General features: G+C 41.0%; 17 protein-coding genes. 10 read left to right on the top strand and 7 right to left on the bottom strand.

What is annotated here, in order from left to right:
- Window positions 1-56 precede the first annotated feature (56 nt).
- Window positions 57-1,406, bottom strand: a complete 1,350-nt coding sequence (locus KXD93_RS13165; protein WP_258137578.1) for an OmpA family protein — start codon at window positions 1,404-1,406, stop codon at window positions 57-59.
- Between the two features lie 148 nt (window positions 1,407-1,554).
- Between KXD93_RS13165 and KXD93_RS13160 the strand changes: the two genes are divergently transcribed.
- A complete protein-coding gene (locus KXD93_RS13160) occupies window positions 1,555-2,844 on the top strand; it encodes an aminopeptidase P N-terminal domain-containing protein (protein ID WP_258137577.1) in 1,290 nt (429 codons plus the stop codon).
- Between the two features lie 53 nt (window positions 2,845-2,897).
- On the opposite strand, the gene meaB is transcribed toward KXD93_RS13160, so the two are convergent.
- On the bottom strand, window positions 2,898-3,851 hold the full coding sequence (meaB, locus tag KXD93_RS13155) for a methylmalonyl Co-A mutase-associated GTPase MeaB (protein WP_258137576.1): 954 nt from the start codon (window positions 3,849-3,851) through the stop codon (window positions 2,898-2,900).
- 163 nt (window positions 3,852-4,014) lie between these two features.
- Between meaB and KXD93_RS13150 the strand changes: the two genes are divergently transcribed.
- The 4 genes from KXD93_RS13150 to KXD93_RS13135 are packed head-to-tail and all read left to right on the top strand — an operon-like array spanning window position 4,015 to window position 7,933.
- Window positions 4,015-5,010, top strand: a complete 996-nt coding sequence (locus KXD93_RS13150; RefSeq protein ID WP_258137575.1) for a glycosyltransferase family 2 protein — start codon at window positions 4,015-4,017, stop codon at window positions 5,008-5,010.
- A gap of 20 nt (window positions 5,011-5,030) precedes the next feature.
- The gene (locus KXD93_RS13145) at window positions 5,031-5,978 is read left to right on the top strand and encodes a glycosyltransferase family 2 protein (RefSeq protein ID WP_258137574.1); all 948 of its coding nucleotides are present in this window, start codon (window positions 5,031-5,033) and stop codon (window positions 5,976-5,978) included.
- 39 nt (window positions 5,979-6,017) lie between these two features.
- Complete coding sequence (locus KXD93_RS13140) at window positions 6,018-6,773, top strand: glycosyltransferase family 2 protein (RefSeq protein WP_258137573.1); 756 nt, start codon at window positions 6,018-6,020, stop codon at window positions 6,771-6,773.
- A gap of 17 nt (window positions 6,774-6,790) precedes the next feature.
- Window positions 6,791-7,933, top strand: a complete 1,143-nt coding sequence (locus KXD93_RS13135) for a glycosyltransferase family 9 protein (protein ID WP_258137572.1) — start codon at window positions 6,791-6,793, stop codon at window positions 7,931-7,933.
- 8 nt (window positions 7,934-7,941) lie between these two features.
- On the opposite strand, the gene KXD93_RS13130 is transcribed toward KXD93_RS13135, so the two are convergent.
- Entirely contained in the window at window positions 7,942-8,793 is an 852-nt protein-coding gene (locus KXD93_RS13130) for a glycosyltransferase family 2 protein (protein ID WP_258137571.1), read from the bottom strand.
- 182 nt (window positions 8,794-8,975) lie between these two features.
- Here KXD93_RS13130 and KXD93_RS13125 point away from each other — a divergent pair, with 182 nt between their 5' ends.
- Window positions 8,976-10,811, top strand: a complete 1,836-nt coding sequence (locus KXD93_RS13125) for an ABC transporter ATP-binding protein (RefSeq protein ID WP_258137570.1) — start codon at window positions 8,976-8,978, stop codon at window positions 10,809-10,811.
- Window positions 10,812-10,885: 74 nt separating this feature from the next.
- Here the strand turns inward: KXD93_RS13125 and KXD93_RS13120 are convergent, their stop codons facing one another.
- Window positions 10,886-11,698, bottom strand: a complete 813-nt coding sequence (locus tag KXD93_RS13120) for a methyltransferase domain-containing protein (protein WP_258137569.1) — start codon at window positions 11,696-11,698, stop codon at window positions 10,886-10,888.
- A gap of 173 nt (window positions 11,699-11,871) precedes the next feature.
- Here KXD93_RS13120 and KXD93_RS13115 point away from each other — a divergent pair, with 173 nt between their 5' ends.
- On the top strand, window positions 11,872-12,837 hold the full coding sequence (locus KXD93_RS13115) for a nucleotide-diphospho-sugar transferase (protein WP_258137568.1): 966 nt from the start codon (window positions 11,872-11,874) through the stop codon (window positions 12,835-12,837).
- Window positions 12,838-13,042: 205 nt separating this feature from the next.
- Window positions 13,043-13,993, top strand: a complete 951-nt coding sequence (locus KXD93_RS13110; RefSeq protein ID WP_258137567.1) for a nucleotide-diphospho-sugar transferase — start codon at window positions 13,043-13,045, stop codon at window positions 13,991-13,993.
- Window positions 13,994-14,069: 76 nt separating this feature from the next.
- On the opposite strand, the gene KXD93_RS13105 is transcribed toward KXD93_RS13110, so the two are convergent.
- The gene (locus KXD93_RS13105) at window positions 14,070-14,735 is read right to left on the bottom strand and encodes a porin family protein (RefSeq protein ID WP_258137566.1); all 666 of its coding nucleotides are present in this window, start codon (window positions 14,733-14,735) and stop codon (window positions 14,070-14,072) included.
- A gap of 270 nt (window positions 14,736-15,005) precedes the next feature.
- On the opposite strand from KXD93_RS13105, the gene KXD93_RS13100 reads away from it, so the two are divergent.
- Window positions 15,006-16,589, top strand: coding sequence for a glycoside hydrolase family 3 protein (locus tag KXD93_RS13100; RefSeq protein WP_258137565.1), 1,584 nt, complete (start codon window positions 15,006-15,008; stop codon window positions 16,587-16,589).
- An 82-nt stretch (window positions 16,590-16,671) separates the two neighbouring features.
- Window positions 16,672-17,343 (top strand): NAD-dependent epimerase/dehydratase family protein, encoded by a 672-nt coding sequence (locus KXD93_RS13095; RefSeq protein WP_258137564.1) that lies wholly within the window; start codon window positions 16,672-16,674, stop codon window positions 17,341-17,343.
- A 25-nt stretch (window positions 17,344-17,368) separates the two neighbouring features.
- Here the strand turns inward: KXD93_RS13095 and KXD93_RS13090 are convergent, their stop codons facing one another.
- Both KXD93_RS13090 and KXD93_RS13085 read right to left on the bottom strand, forming a co-directional pair.
- Window positions 17,369-17,932, bottom strand: a complete 564-nt coding sequence (locus tag KXD93_RS13090) for a DUF3109 family protein (protein ID WP_258137563.1) — start codon at window positions 17,930-17,932, stop codon at window positions 17,369-17,371.
- A 2-nt stretch (window positions 17,933-17,934) separates the two neighbouring features.
- Window positions 17,935-18,714 carry a DUF3108 domain-containing protein gene (locus KXD93_RS13085; RefSeq protein ID WP_258137562.1) on the bottom strand — a complete coding sequence of 260 codons (780 nt, stop codon included), beginning with the start codon at window positions 18,712-18,714 and terminating at the stop codon, window positions 17,935-17,937.
- Window positions 18,715-18,786 lie beyond the last annotated feature (72 nt).

Genomic DNA, 18,786 nt, shown 5'->3' with positions numbered 1-18,786 from the left:
CAAACAAAAAGGCTTCCCAATCCGGGAAGCCTTTTATTATAATAATTTAATTAAAATTATTTTTTGAATTCAACGCGACGGTTTGCAACACGTCCTTCTTCAGTTGAATTGTCAGCTATTGGATGAGTTTCACCAAATCCTTTAACCTTAACACGTTTTGCATCAACACCTGAGTTAACTAAGTAAGTTTTTACAGAGTTAGCACGGTCTTTTGATAAACGTAAGTTGTGAGCAGCAGTACCTTCAGATGAAGCATAACCATTTAAAGTAACTGAGCTTGAGCTTGCACGTAAATCAGCAGATGTAGCATCTAATACTGGGTATGAAGATGTTTTTAACACTGAGCTATCAAATTCAAACTGGATGTTTGAGTATGGAGTAGCTACAACAGCGGCAGTCTTAGCAGTAGTATCCGGTTTAGGGAATACAATTGGGCAACCAGAACCGTCAACAACGCTACCAGCAGGAGTGTTAGGGCATTTGTCAAATTGATCAGCAACGCCGTCACCATCAGAATCTTTTTTCAGGTCGTTAACAGCAGTTTCAACATTTGTTACGCGGCCTTTTAAAGCTTCAACTTCCTGGCGTAATGCAGCATCGTACAATTCGTCATACATCATTGCAATTGGGTTCACCCACTCTAAGTTCGGTTTTGATTTCGGACCGAAAGTGTACTCTAAACCACCATAAGTATAAGAGTAATGGCTCATTGTTGAACGATCGATAGCATCACTGTAAGTTTTATATCCGGTAAAGTTGTAACCTTGTATAAAGGTAACAGTGTAGCCAACATTCAATGCTAACGCGTCAGAAAGTTTGAATTTAACACCAACACCAACTGGTGCGGCTAATTCTTTTACTGTGTTGGTGTAACCAGTTGCTGCACCATCAACTAATTTTGGTTTGTACAAATCCAAACCAACACCGGCTGAACCGTAAAAGTTAACAGCATTTGCACGGTGCAGGAAGCTTACGCTACCAAAGTTAACAACTCCGCTCAATGAGAATTGATTGAAAGAAGTTTCGTAACTTGAATAACCGAATTTGGTAGCTGTAGCCGAGCCATCAGCCTGGCTTTCACCCTTTACTTTACCACCATAATAATCTAATTGCAAGCTAAAAAAGTGCGATAGTTGATCTCTCAATGTGGCACCATAACCCAATGAAAGTTTAGTGTGGTTAGAAGCATTTGACATGAATGGAACAAGACCAGATGTAACGCCTGCATTGATACCTAAACTTAATGTGTTGTACTGACCTAAACCACCAAATACCTTGGCAGTAGTAGCAGTGTCAGACATTTTCATTGTTTTCATTTTGGCTGTGTCTTGCGCTGAAGCAACACCAACTGCCATCAAGGAAACAAATGATAAGACGACTGTTTTCTTTAATGTAGAATAGTTCATAGTTTTAAGATTAAACGATTTTAATTGTGATTTTTTTCAAAAATAGTAATTATGTTTGAATTTGTAACCAAACATTGTTCCAAATTTTGTAATTATTATACAAATAAATAAAAAAAATTGTTTTAAAAAAATTAATAAAGGGTAAAAAATGAAATATCTACCTGTTAATAATGAGGTGTTTACCTATAATAGAAAAAATTTCGTTTCACGATTAAAGCCCTGTTCTATAGCCATTTTTAATGCAAATGATGAATTTCCGAGGAATGGCGACCAAACCTTTATTTACAAACAAAACCCTGATTTTTTTTACTTAACAGGCATCGATCAGGAACAGAGTGTACTAATACTATACCCCGACTGTCCTAATCCACTATACAGAGAAGTACTGTTTTTAAGACAAACCAATGAACATATCGCAATTTGGGAGGGCCATAAGTATACCAAAGAGGAAGCAAGGACAGCTTCAGGAATAGATAATATCTATTGGTTGAATGACTTTGACGCTATTCTGCATACGATTATTAATTACGCCGAGCATATATATATAAATACAAACGAAAACGACAGGTATAGCCACACCGTACCGTACCGCGACATCAGGCTGTTGGACACGCTACGTACAAAATATCCTTTACATAAATATGAACGGTCGGCGCTTATTATGCGTGATTTGCGCGTTGTTAAATCGCCGATAGAAATTGATCTTACAAAAAAGGCATGTGAAATTACAAGGGATGCCTTTGTACGGGTACTTAAGTTTGTTAAGCCCGGTATTACTGAATATGAGATAGAAGCAGAAATAACACATGAATTTTTAAGGCAGCGTGCTACCGGGCATGCCTACAGCCCTATCATAGCTTCCGGGAAAAATGCAATAGTGCTGCATTATATAGACAATAACCAGGTTTGCAAGGATGGAGATGTGGTGTTATTTGATTTTGGAGCTGAATACGCCAATTATAATGCAGACATGAGTCGCTCGATACCTGTTAGCAGGCGTTTCACTAAACGGCAGCGCAACGTTTACGATGCAGTGTTGCGGGTAATGCGTGCCGCCACAAAGATGATAGTTGCCGGGGCAGTATTAAATGAATACCAGGACGAGGTGGGCAAAATAATGACCGATGAATTAATAGGCCTGGGTCTGCTGGATAAACACGATGTGGCAAAACAGGACCCGAAAATGCCTTTGTACAAAAAATATTTTATGCATGGCACATCGCACCACCTTGGATTAGACGTGCATGATTTTGCCAGCCGCTATAAAGCATTTGAGGTGGGAAATATTTTAACCTGCGAACCGGGTATTTATATAGCAGAAGAGGGATTGGGGATACGAATAGAAAACGACGTATTGATAACCGCGAATGGTAATATCGACTTGATGGAAGATATCCCTGTTGAGGCGGAGCATATTGAAGAGATTATGAATAGCTGAGTTTTGAATAGTGAGCGGGATCGTCAATTCCATGTTTACTGTCAATTTATTACTCACCACTTGTCCAAAAAATCATACAAGTTAAACCCCGGTTTATTTAATGCTTTGGCAATATCCTGCTGAAGCTTTTTTTTGTCTACATTGGCCATCCGTTTTTGACGAATTATACTGTATGCTTTTTCGGCCAGTAGCAGTTCCCTGCGCGAATTTTTTGTTTTGGATCTTGACCGGATAAAGTTGATCACTTCTTCTATTCCTTTATTTTTCGAAGCTACGGTTTTAAAAACCGGTAGTTTTTCCTCTTTAAGCTGGATCTTTTTCAGGTTGTTTACAAAAAGATCGGCATCTGCCCTGTCGGCTTTATTTACTATAAAGGCGTCAGCAATTTCCATCAGACCCGATTTAATGTTTTGGATCTCGTCCCCGCTTTCCGGCACCAAAACAAGTAGGGTAATATCAGCAAGGCCGGCAATTTCGATCTCTGACTGTCCAACGCCTACGGTCTCTATCAATATATAGTCAAATCCGGCAGCCCGCAAAACGTCCGTCATTTCTATCGCTTTTGCCGACAGGCCCCCCAATGAACCGCGGGTGGCTAATGAGCGGATAAAAACATCCGGGTGATTAAAATGGGGTGCCATCCGGATCCTGTCGCCCAATAATGAGCCGAAATTAAACGGTGAAGTTGGGTCGATGGCCAGGACGGCTACTTTATTGCTTTTGCTCAGTAGCCCGCTTATCAGCGAATTTACCAGTGTGCTTTTACCCGCACCCGGCGGCCCGGTAATGCCTATAACAGGGGCATCTTTTATGAATTTTAGATTTTTTAAGAGTTCATCAGCGCCCTGCAGATCATTTTCAACAATTGTTAACGCGCGGGCAACTGATCGAAAATCAGCCGAGTCCGGTTTAATGTTGTTGATGGTGTTTTGCATAGTTTCCTCTTTTTCCGGTGTCGCTACGGCGCCTGAGTTTGAATAAAGTAACAAATATATAATGTATTTCAACAGTCGGATGGGTAAAATTATGGTAAACGGCTTTGTTTATTTTGATAAATTTTGCCTGGTAACATGTTTGCAATAGAAAGTTATATTTGTCGCACTTAAATTTTAATGAAGATAACCCCGCTTTCATTTTTTATGAGGAATTTTAAATAATTTATCGGCGCTAATGGACATTAAAAAAAGCGTTTCCATCATTATTCCTAACTATAACGGCAGGCAACTCTTAGAGCAATACTTACCCTTTACTTTAGCCGCTATTAAAAAGGCCGGTACTGTTTACGAGGTTATTATTGTTGACGATTGTTCAACGGATGATTCCGTTGCCTTTATCGGGTCACATTATCCGGAGCTAATCTTGGTTGCAGCACCTGAAAATAAAGGATTTTCGCATGCCTGTAATTTAGGTATAGCCGCATCGCAATATGATTTGATAATGCTTTTGAACTCAGACGTAAAACTTACCGAAGATTATTTCGAGCATCAATGGAAATATTTTTTACGCTGGGACACCTTCGGCGTAATGGGCCGCATTATCGATATGGACGGCGACCATATCCAGGACGCCGCCCGGATGCCTAAATTTAATGGACTAAAACTGAAGACAGATTATTTTTATTACACCAATAATGAAAATGACCGTTTGTTTACGTTCTATCTTTCGGGAGCAAATGCATTAATTGATGCAGCAAAGCTTAAGCAGATAGGTGGCTTTTATGAAATTTTTTCGCCATTTTACTGCGAGGATAATGAACTGGGCCTGCGCGCCTGGAAACTGAACTGGAAATGTTATTATGAGCACAATGCTGTTTGCAGGCATTTGCTATCGGCAAGTACAAAACAATATAAAACGCCGCAGTGGGTTAAAAGCGTTTATTTTCGCAACCGGTTTTATATGCACGCGCTCCATTTTGACGGGTTGGCCCGTTTTGCCTGGTACTTTCAGATCACTATTGTTGATTTGCTGCCAAAGTTAATAATCGGGCAAACCTGGATCTGGAAAAGTTACCGTGAGTTATTTAAGAACCGGAAGCTTATAAATGAATATCGCTTGAAAATAAAAAAGCTGATGGATGATAATGAGAGTCATAAAACCATTTTTAATGTAGTGAATAATATTAAGGGCTCAGTAAAAAATAAGAAGATCGTTCGTTTTAAGTCCTGAACAGGTTGATATAAAAATAAATGGAACAAACGCCTTTGGTTTCGATAGCATTGTGTACCTATAACGGTGCTAAATACCTTGCCGAACAGCTTGATTCGCTCATCGGGCAAACCTATAAATCAATTGAAATTATTGTTGTTGATGATTGTTCTACCGATGAAACCTATAGCATTTTAACAGCCTACGCCGATAAGTACCCGCAATTTAAGATCCACAGGAACGATAATAATTTAGGCTTTACCGGGAACTTTGAACGGGCGGTAAGCCTGTGCAATGGTGGGTTGATAGCCCTCTGCGACCAGGATGATGTTTGGATGCTGGATAAAATAGCCTTGCAGGTTGAGGCGATTGGCGATAGTTTGCTGATTTACCACGATTCAGAATTCGTGCATGAGGATGGCAGCAGCATGGATAGAAAAATGTCGGACCTGATGAACTTGTACCGGGGCGATGATCCGGAGGCTTTTTTGTTTTTCAACTGCGTGTCGGGCCACGCTGTTTTAATGAGAAGGGAATTACTGCAGGATGCCCTACCATTAAAGAAGGAGTTTTTTCATGACTGGTGGCTGGCTTATGTAGCCACTAATATCGGCAAGATAGATTTCATTCCGCAGTGCCTGGTTAAATATCGTCAGCACAATAAAAGCGACACCAATATTTTAAAGATAAAGCGGGAGAAAAACGCTTACCGGTTCGATTCGATCCAGAAAATTGAGCGCGAATATAAATGGCTGGGCTATTGTGCGGCATTTAAAAACAACAAACGACAGGCGCTGGTATCTGCAATATATCAGGCATACACCAAGCGGCTTAATAATCATGTGTCGTTTGCACTAAGCAGGTTGCTTTATAAATATCGGAACACCATTTTTTTTATTCGCAAAAAAAGCAGCCTCAGTAAGCTTAACTATATCTTTGGCCGAATTTGGGGCGTAAAAACCAAAAGGCATTTTATGAATTTTGATTAGCCGGGTTAAGCGCTAAATCAGTTTCAACAAGTTAAATACATGCAACAAGGCGGAATAAGGAAAAATACAAATAATAAACAGCCATTGGTCTCGGTTGTGACGGTAACGTATAATGCTGCCCAAACATTGCCGCAGTTATTGGAAAGTATTGTCATCCATAAGAATGATAATATCGAATTTGTAGTGATTGACGGCGGCAGCACAGATAGCACCCTTAATATTTTAAAGGAAAATGAAGCCGTCATTGACTTTTGGATAAGTGAGCCGGATAACGGCATTTACGACGCCATGAATAAGTCGCTTCAATATTTTAAAGGGCAATGGGTTGTTTTTTTGGGTGCCGATGATTTGTTGATGAATGATTTTACCAAAATGCTTTCGGTATTAAAAGATCCGAATACCGTATACTATGGCAATGTGATATTTTATGGCAAGCCATTTTTTAAGGTTTATGACGATTATTATCTAACCAAATTAAATATCTGCCACCAGGCTATTTTTTATCCGAAGGCAGTTTTTGAAAAATACCAATACGATCTGCAATATAAGGTATACGCCGATTACCACTTAAATCTGCGCACATGGCACGATCCGCAGTTTAGGTTTCAGCATGTTGATTACCTGGTGGCCAGTTTTCCGGAGGGTGGTTTTTCGTCCTACACCAAAGATCCTGTTTTCGAAAAGGACAGGGATTTGCTGTTTAAAAAGTATTTAAAGCGTAAAAGTTACTACCGCTATTTAAACCGCAGCATTGGCTTTTGGGGAATGTTTAAACGGTTCATACAAAATAAATAAACATAAACTCGTTTTTTATGCTTATTAAAAACAGGAATTTATTCAGGTTAACGCGTTTCATCCTGCTGAAGCTTCCATTGCTGTTCCGGTTTTTTGCCAGGTTTCGGAAGCCTCAAAAAAGGTTGTTGATTATTAAAACGGATGCCATCGGCGACTATATCCTGTTCCGCAATTTTATTGAGCTCACGAAGCTGTCAGAAACTTACAAAGGTTATAAGATTGATGTACTCGGAAATGTGTTATGGAGAGATATTGCCTTAAAATACGACAAGGCTTACGTTGATGAATTTATATTTATCAAAGCCAATTTATTATACGATGCCCCCCTGCAAACTTTAAAGTTGGGCTGGCAACTGTTTGCAAATAATTACGAAGTAACCCTGCAGCCCACCTACACCCGCACATTTATTAACGACGGGCTGGCCGGACTTACAGCCGCAAAGCAAATTATAGGTTTTGAAAGCGATAATGAAAGCATAGCCGAACGATACAAAACTAAAACAGACACATTCTATACAAGCCGCCTATTGCTTCCTGAAAACGCTTATTTTGAATTTGAGCGTTCGAAGTTCTTTTTTGAAAGCGTGTTACAACAAAGCCTTTCGATAAATGCAACCAACATAATTACAGTATCAAGTGAGGTAAGACAAGGAATTGTAATAGTGCCAAGCGCCGGCATTCTGAAGCGATGCTGGGAAGCCGAGAAGTTTCTTGAACTCATAAAGCTCATTTTGAAGCACACATCACATACCCTTTATTTGGAAGGTGGCCCATCTACCATAATATTTGCAGACCATTTAAAGGATGAAATAGCCACTAAAAGAGTTATTGATTTAACAGGCAAGACTACATTGCCTGAAATGATTGAGCTTATCGGTAATGCTGCCTTGTTAATAGCTAATGAAACCAGCGCTATTCATATTGCCGTTGCGGTCAAAACCCAATCGGTTTGTGTAATGGGTGGGGGGCATTTTGAACGGTTTTCGCCATACCCTGAATATTTTGAAAGCCGGCCCGTCTGTGTTTATCAAAAAATGGATTGTTATTACTGTAATTGGAACTGTATCTATAAGGTAGCGGAGGATGAGCCTTACCCTTGCATAGGCAATATTAGCGTGGACAGTGTTTGGCAGGCAGTATCGCCGTTATTACTGCAATAAATAAGTATTTATTGCCCTTGAAAGAGTTGCAGGATAGTGGTGTCTTCTACTTTATTAGCGTCCTTATCGTGATAATAAAACTCGTCAACCTTCCTTTTTTTGCTCGTATCGCCATAACCTCTTTTTACCTTCGCATCATATTCCTCCTTCGAGCGGCAATAGTAGTGGTTTAACTGGATCTTATTTACGCTGACTTCTGAGAATGACCCGTCTATACGCACGAAATTTTCATTCACGCAAAACTTACCGTCTTTGTATGCAAAACTATGCGCACCTAATGCTTCTTTGGTAAAGCGCGGTTGAACAATGTTTTTGATATGGCTGTTAACACTAAATGTTTCGTCGGAGCGTAAGGTAAAACTTTCCAGCTGAGGTCGGTTTGTTTTTTTAATGTGCCCGTTTGATCCGAATACCAGCCAGTTAATACCCAGCCCGCCATAATCCTGGTAATCTTTTAAAAATTCAACCAGGTTACCGCTGGTGGTTTTGGGCACCATAAACTCATCGGTATCAATAAAGCCGATCCATTGTGATGTTTTGCCATACTTTTTCAGGCACTTATTGTACGCCCTAACCTGTTTGGCCTTGCCACGAATGCGGGTGACTGTGGCGTATTGTAGCAGGTTCAGTTTTTTTAAGGTATCATAAACCGGGACTTTGCTGCTGTTATCGTAAATATAAAAATGTTCTACGCCTGTTTTAAGGTGATAATTTATCCATTCCTCAAGGTAATCGTTTTCGTCCTTTATAATACAGCACAAACTCAGTGTATAAGTATCGGCCAAAGCCGCCCTAATGCCGGGCTGCTTTGTTAACTTAAGTCCGAATGATCCGATTGAAGAGAATAACTTTTTAAGCATATTTATTAGACACAGGCAAGAAAACAAAAATATCAAAAGCTCGCTGAAACCTGACAGGCCAGTGTAATTATTTTGAATGGTTTGTAACGGCGTTGCTTTTTTGGTGTTTAATAAAGCAAATAAACAGGTTATATAGTAATTAATTAATAACTGTTAGATTTGCACTTTTATATATTCTTTTAATGAAGACATATTTCCGGCTACTGTCCTTTGCCAAACCAATTGAGAAGTTTGCTATCCCGTACATCATATTTACATTACTGTATGTGATTTTCAGCTCAATGATATATCCGTTGTTGGTGCCGTTGCTCAATACGCTTTTTATTGACAATACCTGTAAAGCCGCTGCCGCCGCCGCGGTTCAAAAACCTACATTCTTCCTGGACATCTCAGGCTGGTTTAAGTTTTATATGGATTATTTCATTAGAATTGAGGGGCGATGGGGGGCATTGAAGTACACCTGTTCAATTATTGTTCTCACCATGGTTATAGGTAACTTGTTCCGTTACCTTGCGGCGCGTACCATGGAGAACCTGCGTGTGCATACCTTATTGAACCTGCGTCGCTCCGTTTTTAACAACATTATGGACATGCATCTTGGATATTTCAATAATAATCGGAAAGGCGACATCATTTCAAAAATCGCCTCAGATGTTCAGGTTGTACAATTTTCGGTTACTGCTACTTTGCAGGTTATATTCAAAGAACCGGCGACCATGATAGTTTTCCTGGTATTACTTTTTACTTATTCTGTAAAACTAACATTAGGGTCGTTACTGGTTGTACCTATTTCGGCTTTTATCATCTCTAAAATAGTAAAACGCTTAAAGGCCCAGGCCATATCGGCGCAGCAAACTTATGGAAATATGATTAGCTATCTTGACGAATCTCTGCAAGGGGTGCGCATCATCAAAGCATTTAATGCGACTGATTTTATCAAAAAGCGCTTTGACGATGAAAACTTTAGATATTCTAAAATATTGCGTTCCATGGCTAAACGCCAGCAGTCAGCTTCGCCGGTATCTGAAACGCTCGCTATCACCATGATCTCATGTATCGTGCTTTATGGTGGCTATCTCATCCTCAATAAAAAAACCGACCTTACCGGGGCACAGTTCATCGCGTATATTGCCATTTTTTCGCAGTTGATGCGACCAGCCAAAGCAATGTCCGATTCATTCAGCAACATCCATTCGGGGATAGCCGCAGGCGAACGTGTACTTGCGCTTATTGATGAAAAACCTGCTATAAAGGATAAGGTTGGCGCAAAGGATATAGATGGATTTAAGGATAGCATTGAGTTTAAAAATGTATCGTTTGCTTACGATGGAAAGGATGTACTGTCCAACATCAATCTTACCATTCCCAAAGGGAAAACTGTGGCGCTGGTAGGCCCGTCGGGTGGGGGGAAATCTACACTGATCGACCTTATCCCGCACTTTACAGAGCCACAATCCGGTGAAGTATGTATCGACGGGAATAATATAAATGATTTGACAGCCCATTCATTAAGGTCATTATTGGGCGTGGTTAACCAGGAATCGATATTGTTTAATGACTCCATCTTCAATAACATAGCCTTTGGTAAAAGCAATGTTACCATGGAAGAGGTTGTGGCTGCGGCTAAAATAGCAAACGCCCATAATTTTATAATCGAAACAGAGAAAAGTTACGAAACCAATATTGGCGACCGGGGCGCGAAATTATCGGGCGGGCAAAGACAGCGGATTTGCATAGCGCGGGCGGTATTGAACAATCCGCCTATCATGTTGCTTGACGAGGCTACTTCTGCATTAGACACGGAATCGGAGAAGCTGGTGCAGGACGCGCTGAATAACCTCATGAAAAACCGTACTTCGTTAATTATAGCCCACCGGCTAAGCACCATACAAAATGCTGATATTATCGTAGTGCTTGAAAATGGACAGATTGTTGAACAGGGAAATCACCAGCAATTGATTGAAAACAACGGACTGTATCGGAAGCTGATTGACATGCAAACTTTTAATGCAGATTAGCGGGGGGATCAAGAGGTAGAGAGTAACTGTCAGTACTTTAATTTCTGACTCTTGCTACCTTTGATTACTGCATCTCATCTGTCGTTGATCTTATCCTTGATAGCTTGCCAGTCGGTCATTAATAAACTGTCGGGCATGCCTGCCTTTCGTTCGGAGTTTCTAATATATTTCCTGGCTTTTCGCAGTAAGAAACTTTCCTTTTCAGGCGCTAGTGGATTATGGTCAAATTTTGTTTTGGTAAACAGGTGCAAAAACTTACCATCTGTATGAAAATTATAGTCCAGCTGATCAGCTATAGCCTTAAGCGATTTTTCGTTATAAAAAGCAACATGTTGGCCGGTCTCCGTTGCAAAATAAGCCCAGTCATCAACTGTCTCAATTTTTTCGGGTTGCAGTTCAGTGCTGAAGATCAAGTTATCGGCAAAGGCCATTATTTCCTTTATTCCAGGTATTGGATCTGGCAAATGTTCAAACACTTCGAAGGCCGTTACAGCTTCAAAAGTTGTGTTTACAGGCAAATTTTTAAGATCGAAATATTCAGCAAACAAGTTTTGGCAAAATTTATCGGTATTGTAAAAGTTGAAGCCCTTGTCGCGCATCAAACGGGTAAACAACCCATATCCACCCGCGTAATCTAAAAAGGTGCCTACAGCATCAAAGTATTTTACCAATAGCTTGCTAACAGCAGCGCATAAGAAGATATTGCGGTAGGGCAAACCAACATCGAGTTTTGTTATAGCAGAGGAATAGGCTTCTTCCAGCCAGTATGGTTCTTCAGTTTGGATAAAGCCGGTATCGTTGCAGCGGTAATACCTTACATCGTATTTGTTTAAGATTCTTGCAGTGAACAATAAGCTAGTATTTCCTCCCGTTATTTTGCTTTGCATGGCTTAAAAATGCATATTTTAAATTAAATGGCTTTAAATAAACTTAAAACACTCAGTCTGAAGTTGCTCAAATTGTAACAATTCTTTTTCAAACCGCTTTGCATCCAGTTTGTTACGATATCAGAACAATATTCTGCTGATGTTTGGGTTTCCAAAAGTAAAAATTTAATAATATGAACCTTCCTGACACCGCTCCATACCAGGTAAAGTCTGCTGTTTTATTTTTAATATTCAACCGGCCCGAAACCACCTTTAAGGTATTTGAAGAAATTAGGAAAGCTAAACCCGCCCGCTTGTATATAGCATCCGACGGCCCGCGCCCCCACTGCCCGGATGACAAGCATTTGTGCAAACAATGCAGGTCGGTTTTGGAGAGCGTTGATTGGGAATGTGAGGTGAAGACATGTTTTAACAAGAAAAATCTTGGTTGCAGGGACAGCGTTTCGGCGTCAATTACCTGGTTTTTTGAAAATGAAGAGGAAGGTATTATACTGGAGGATGACTGCTTACCAGCTAACAGCTTTTTCAAATTTTGTGATACCCTGTTAGAAAAGTACCGAAACGATACCCGGGTGAGGCATATTGCCGGCTGTAACCTGCAGGAAGGGAAAAAGTGGGGCGAAGCAAGTTATTATTTTTCAAATCGTACCCATGTATGGGGTTGGGCCAGCTGGAAACGAGCGTGGGATGAGTATGATAAAAATCTGAATAAATATAGCGATGAGGAAATAAGGGACCGATTGTTTAATATTTATGACGATCCTATTGTGGTACAAACCTGGCTGGAAATATTTCAGGCTGTAAAGGCGGGTAAAATTAACTCCTGGGCCTATCCGCTTGATTTTGTAAATTTCTTTAATAACGGGCTTGTCATCATTCCCAACGAAAACTTGATCTCTAACATTGGTTTTGGCGAAGGTGCTACGCATACCGTCGGCACCAATCATTTGTACGCAAATTTGCCCGTATCGGAAATTGATGAGATAGTCGACCCTGTATTTGTAATGCCTGAAAAACGGGCAGATCTCAATATAATAAACCGGGATTTTAAGATAAAGGAAAGGCGGCAGAGAGAAAATGCCTTCAGTAAAAAAATAAAAAAATGGATCGTATCTGCCTTTAGACACGCTGCCTTGTAAATCCCGGCTCCCCCAAAATAGTTAGTTTACAAAGTTTTTTAAAAAAAATGTCGCGTACGGTAACAATCTATCGTATTGGCATTGTATTACCGTTTTAGAAATTGCTATGGTGGATTCTTTAACTACGATACTTTGCAATGTCGCGACGAGCAATATTATTTTTTTAAATGATATTACTTGTAATATTTTACAACAACTTTGTAATATGAAAGTTACTCTCCATTCCGTTCATACAAAATCACCCGTATTGTTCATCCTTTTTAACCGACCGGGAACCACAAAACAGGTTTTTGAAAAAATAAAAGAGGCAAAACCAGCACGTTTGTACGTGGCTGCCGATGGGCCGCGCCCTTCCAGGCCTGGCGAAGCAGAGCTGTGCGCATCAACCAGGGCCATTATTGAGGGAGTAGACTGGGAATGCGAGGTTAAAACGCTTTTCCGGAGTGAAAACCTTGGCTGTAAGGATGCCGTTTCGTCGGCAATTAACTGGTTTTTTGATAACGAACACGAAGGTATTATATTGGAGGATGATTGTTTACCGGCCCCCAGCTTTTTTAGCTTTTGCGACGCCATGCTGGAAAAATATCGCAATGATACAAGGGTTAGGCATATTACTGGCTGTAACCTGCAATCCGGCAAAAAGTGGGGCGATGCCAGCTATTATTTTTCAAACATTACGCATGTTTGGGGATGGGCCAGTTGGAGGCGTGTTTGGGCAGATTATGACAAAACCTTAAACCGATATAACCACGATATAGCAGAAAAACTAACTGGCATTTTCCATGATCCCTTTATAGTAAGCTCCCTAAAACATGTTTTTGATGAGGTTAAGGCCGGTAAAATTGACACCTGGGATTATCAGCTTGATTTTGCGAATTTCTTTAACAATGGTCTAACTATCATACCTAACGAAAATTTGATTAGCAATATTGGATTTGGAAATGATGCCACCCACACACTTGACCACAATAACATATACGCCAATATTCCGCTTGGCGAGATAACCCAGATAACTCATCCACAATATTTGCTGCCTGAAAAGCGTGCGGACGTGGTGGTACTAAAACAAAATTTTAACATCGACGAGAAAAAACGTAAGCACAAAAAGCTTGGCAGAAGAATAAAAAGATGGCTTAAACCAGTTGATAAGATTTAAGTATTTTTAAAAATAAGCGTATAAAAAAGCAGCCCGCTGATCATATCAACGGGCTGCTTTTTTAAAATATGGCGAGTTATTGAAACTTAAAGCCTATGCCAAGCTGGAATACCTCGTTACGGTAACCCGGTATGTAATAAGCGTTATCGTCAGTTTGCTGAAAGTCGATGGTGTACCTTGCCCGTAACTCCACATTCGGATTCAAGTCAAAGCCAACGCCAATCACGCCATCCAGTACTGTTTTGTCTGATGTAGTGCTGTAATGCTCTTTGGCGGTAACATCAAATCCATTATCGTAGGTGTTGGTGGTTGAGATAGGGAATGAAAATTGCGGGCCGATCACGAAGTTAACAAACGGCGATAACCTGAATTTTGCCAGCAACGGCACATCGATAAAGTTGCTGCGTTGTGTAAAGTTGCCATCGGTGGTTTGGGCTGAATAGCCTTTTTGTGAAAATAACACTTCAGGGGCAAATGATATCGGATAGGCTACCGGGATATCCAGGGTAAGGCCAACGTGAAACGCTGTAATGCCGGCAGTTGAATAGTTTGTGTTATAGGCATCAACGGCATCTGCAAAATTAAAACCACCTGCAATACCTATCCGGGTACGATAAAAATCATTTGCCGAACTACGCGGTGCTGAACGCTTTACCGGGCGCCGGTGACCATAGTAATATCCTTGTGCGCTTACTGAACCCGCTACCAGCAGGCATATAGCAAAAGAGAGAATTTTTTTCATTTCGTTTTTGTTTAATTATACTCATAGAGTAAAAAATTATACAAAGGTTTATTCGCATTTGTTTTTTTTATCACAACATCTTTAAAAAATGCCTGTTACAACAAATAAGATTTACGCTTACATTTGACTATGATTCTATCCATACAACGCTTAAAATGCGTTCTAATACCAATATGTTGCCTTGTTTCATTAAACGTTTTTGCTCAGAAGGAAAGCTATATACAACTATTAAACCATCAAAATCACTGGGTCGATTCGGTTTTTAAAAAGATGAACCGCAAGAAAAGAATAGCCCAGCTATTTTTTGTGCGGGCACATACCAACCTTGGGCAAGCTTACGAAGACTCGGTTGCAAAGGTGATAGTTGACGAGCAGGTGGGGGGGCTCGTGTTTTTCCAGGGCGGCCCGGTGCGCCAGGCGCAGCTGATCAATAATTATCAGAAACTGGCGAAGGTTCCGCTGCTTATTGCCATGGATGGCGAGTGGGGAGTAGGTATGCGGCTGGATTCAACCATATCATACCCCTTCCAGATGACGCTCGGGGCCATACAGGATAATACCCTGATCTATAAAATGGGCCAGCAGGTTGCCTACGATTTTAAACGGATTGGGATGCAGATGAATTTCGGACCCGACATGGATGTTAACAATAATCCCAACAACCCGGTGATTAATTACCGCTCGTTTGGCGATGACAAGCATAACGTTGCTGCGAAAGGGATAGCCTATTTTAAGGGGATGCAGGATGCGGGCATTTTAACCACCGCCAAGCACTTTCCGGGCCATGGCGATACCAATGTCGATTCGCACCTTGATCTGCCCTTGCTGCCCTTTACAAGGGCTCGTTTAGACTCGCTGGAGGAATATCCTTTCCGCGAAGCGATCAACGCCGGCATAAGCGGAATAATGGTAGCCCACATGGATATCCCGGCCCTGGACACGACAAAAAATTTACCTTCAACTTTATCGAGACCGATTGTTACCGGCGTACTTAAAGATTCGTTGAGATTTAAGGGGCTGGTGGTATCGGATGCCATGGAAATGAAGGCTGTGGTTAAATACTTCCCGAAAGGAGAGGCGGATGTAAGGGCTTTTTTAGCCGGCAATGATATCATTGAGCTATCTGAAAATTCTAAACTGGCAATTAAGCTAATAAAAAAGGCAATTCGCAAAGACAGGATCTCGATGGCTGAATTTGAAGCCCGGGTAAAAAAAGTACTTATGGCTAAATACTGGGCCGGGCTAAATCATTACGAGGAAACCAACATTACCAATTTAACAGAGGACTTAAACAGACCGACAGCCACTGCGCTGGTGCAGCAATTAAGCGATGCCGCTGTAACCCTGGTAAAGGGTAGTGTCGCAGCATTGCAGATGACCCCCTTGCAAAAAACGGCTATAGTTAGCATTGGCGTAGTTCAACCAACCGTTTTTCAGCAGGAGCTGGCCAAATTTTATGTTTATAACAAATTTTTCAACGTAGAAAAAAAAGCATCGCCGGCCGAACTAAAGAATCTGTTGGCAACGCTTAAGGAGTATAACCAGGTTTATATCAGCATCAATGATACCCGTTTACGGCCAGCAAGCAAACTTGATTTTAGCAGCGATGTGAAGCGGTTTATAGGCGATCTTGCGGCGCAAAATAATTCTGTGATCAGTGTTTTTGCAAATGCCTATACGATAGCCGATTTGCCCGGCATTGAAAAGTGCAACGCATTACTGGCTTGTTACCAAATGACGGATGCCCTGCAACGGTCGGCAGTAAAAGTGATAACCCGGCAGATTAATCCAACCGGGAGATTACCGGTTACCATCAATAAGGATTTTACAACCGGAATGAGGGGAGGCTTGTAGCAGGGGAGAGTCAAGAGACAGGAATCAAGAGTCAAGAGTCAAGGAATAAGAAATAAAGCGGGGTAATTTAAATAATAGCAAAATGGAAAAAATAAGAGCAATTGTTACAGGAGCCACAGGAATGGTAGGCGAGGGGGTATTGCATGAGTGTTTGCTGAGCCCGCATGTGGAATCGGTTTTGGTGATTAACAGGAAGCCTTGCGGTGTGGTGCATCCCAAATTAAAGGAAATCATCCATGCTGATTTTTTCGATTTGAGCGCTATTGAAACTCAACTTTCCGGTTATAACGCCTGTTATTTTTGCCTGGGTGTTTCGTCTGTTGGGATGAAGGAGCCGGAATATTATAAGCTAACCTATAGTCTAACCATGCACGTTGCCGAAACATTAAGTGGGCTTAACCCGGATATGGTCTTCTGTTATGTATCCGGCGGTGGTACCGACAGCACAGAAAAAGGCCGGGTAATGTGGGCCAGGGTGAAAGGCAAAACCGAAAACGATTTGATGAAGCTGCCGTTTAAAAAGGTTTTCAATTTCCGCCCCGGGTATATGCACCCTACAAAGGGCTTAAAAAATGTGCTGCCTTATTACAAGTACATTACCTGGCTGTATCCATTTTTTAAGATAGTATTACCCAACATGGTGAGCACCCTTGCCGAGCTTGGTCTGGCCATGATTAATGTTACCGTTTTTGGGTATGAGAAGCAGATTTTAGAAGTGAAGGACATAAAGGTGGTTGCACATTTGGAGGATTGATGTGCATTCATCAGAATAACAAATCTTATATCCCCGCCACCTGGTCCTCTAATTCCTGGTACCACTCGGCGCCGTACTTGCGGATGAGAGGCGCCTTCAGGAATTCATGAACCCTGACCTTTAATTCGTCGCCAAATGAGCAGGCGGGACTGCAAATGCTCCAACGATCATAGTTCAATACGTCAAACTCGGGGTACTTTGTTATACGGATGGGGTACAGGTGACAGCTGATCGGTTTCTTCCATTCAATAGCACCATGTTCATATGCTTTTTCAATGGCGCATTTGGTGATGCCGTTTTCAAATATTACATATGCGCACTCCTTGTTTACGTCAACGCATGGAGTAGTATAGTCGCCCTCAAAATCTGTAACATATGTGCCAACTTTTTCAACGGTGGCAATCCCCTTGGCGTTCATAAAGGGTTTTACTTTTGGATAGATCTCATCCAGGATGTCAAGCTCATCAACATTCAGCGGTGCTCCCGAATCTCCTTCGAGGCAGCAGGCGCCCTTGCACTTATTTAAATTGCAAACAAAATTTTCCTTTACTACATCCTCATGTACTAAAACATGGCCGACCTCAATCATATTTATTTTTTTATGGGATTTAAGGGGAATTTTAAGCCCTTCGCTCCGGTTAAATCCATTGTTATGCTTCCTACCACCAATTCAACGTGGGCCTTTACCGGGATTCTGTTGTTGTCGTCAGTGATCCACAAATATAGCTTACTACTTTTTCTAAACACACGCCCGGGAATAATTGTAGGGTTAAATTTTAAACAGTTGAACGTCCCGACCGAACAATCCATCTTTTCCTTACCTACATAAGTGATCTCCATACTGTGAACCCCATCCTCCAGGAAATACTGCAGGTTAAATTTATCACCGATATGGATCTTTGAAATATCAATACTCCGGGCAAAGTAATACGCTGACAGGAAGTCGAACGTTTTGCCCTTCATTGGGTAGACACCTTTCGCAGCTGTTATCTTATCCGTATTGTGGTCAAAGGTTACGTTATCCGTATGCCTGTAGTTTGATTCCTTACGGTTTTCGGTGTAAAAGTAGGGTTCAAGTGTTTTTTCGTCAACATAGGTTTCATAACGGTTGCGCACCTTATAGAAAATGTCAAAGGTGCCGGCAGTTTTACTGTCGGCCACAATGTGAAACGCCGGGTGATTGTCAAATTTTTTGTCGCTTTCGCTAACTTTTATAACAGCTTCTGCTGCTGTAAAAAAGCCGTATTTTAATTTATAGCTTAATTCCTCGCCCGCCTTAAATGATGGTTCGCCCAGGTAGGTGATCTCCTGGCTAAATAATGGTAAACTAAAAACTATAAAAAGGGAAATTACCAGGAGGTACTTATTCATTCTGATTTTGTTATTGGCCTGTAGTCTTAAATGATAATTGACGGTATTTGTTTTTATTGATTACTTTAAGAC

Origin of the sequence: Mucilaginibacter phenanthrenivorans (genome assembly GCF_024721155.1) — a bacterium.
Taxonomy (GTDB): Bacteria; Bacteroidota; Bacteroidia; order Sphingobacteriales; family Sphingobacteriaceae; genus Mucilaginibacter; species Mucilaginibacter phenanthrenivorans.
Note: the sequence above shows the minus strand (reverse complement) of the source record. Positions and strands in the feature narration are given on the sequence as shown.

Coding starts and splice junctions, on each gene's coding strand:
- KXD93_RS13090 (WP_258137563.1), bottom strand. CDS start 17,932: ATGATTGAGGTCGGCCATGTTTTAGTACATGAGGATGTAGTAAAGGAA.
- KXD93_RS13100 (WP_258137565.1), top strand. CDS start 15,006: ATGAACCGCAAGAAAAGAATAGCCCAGCTATTTTTTGTGCGGGCACAT.
- KXD93_RS13150 (WP_258137575.1), top strand. CDS start 4,015: ATGGACATTAAAAAAAGCGTTTCCATCATTATTCCTAACTATAACGGC.
- KXD93_RS13165 (WP_258137578.1), bottom strand. CDS start 1,406: ATGAACTATTCTACATTAAAGAAAACAGTCGTCTTATCATTTGTTTCC.
- KXD93_RS13085 (WP_258137562.1), bottom strand. CDS start 18,714: ATGAATAAGTACCTCCTGGTAATTTCCCTTTTTATAGTTTTTAGTTTA.
- KXD93_RS13110 (WP_258137567.1), top strand. CDS start 13,043: ATGAAAGTTACTCTCCATTCCGTTCATACAAAATCACCCGTATTGTTC.
- KXD93_RS13130 (WP_258137571.1), bottom strand. CDS start 8,793: ATGCTTAAAAAGTTATTCTCTTCAATCGGATCATTCGGACTTAAGTTA.
- KXD93_RS13105 (WP_258137566.1), bottom strand. CDS start 14,735: ATGAAAAAAATTCTCTCTTTTGCTATATGCCTGCTGGTAGCGGGTTCA.
- KXD93_RS13160 (WP_258137577.1), top strand. CDS start 1,555: ATGAAATATCTACCTGTTAATAATGAGGTGTTTACCTATAATAGAAAA.
- KXD93_RS13115 (WP_258137568.1), top strand. CDS start 11,872: ATGAACCTTCCTGACACCGCTCCATACCAGGTAAAGTCTGCTGTTTTA.
- KXD93_RS13125 (WP_258137570.1), top strand. CDS start 8,976: ATGAAGACATATTTCCGGCTACTGTCCTTTGCCAAACCAATTGAGAAG.
- KXD93_RS13120 (WP_258137569.1), bottom strand. CDS start 11,698: ATGCAAAGCAAAATAACGGGAGGAAATACTAGCTTATTGTTCACTGCA.
- KXD93_RS13135 (WP_258137572.1), top strand. CDS start 6,791: ATGCTTATTAAAAACAGGAATTTATTCAGGTTAACGCGTTTCATCCTG.
- KXD93_RS13140 (WP_258137573.1), top strand. CDS start 6,018: ATGCAACAAGGCGGAATAAGGAAAAATACAAATAATAAACAGCCATTG.
- KXD93_RS13095 (WP_258137564.1), top strand. CDS start 16,672: ATGGAAAAAATAAGAGCAATTGTTACAGGAGCCACAGGAATGGTAGGC.
- KXD93_RS13145 (WP_258137574.1), top strand. CDS start 5,031: ATGGAACAAACGCCTTTGGTTTCGATAGCATTGTGTACCTATAACGGT.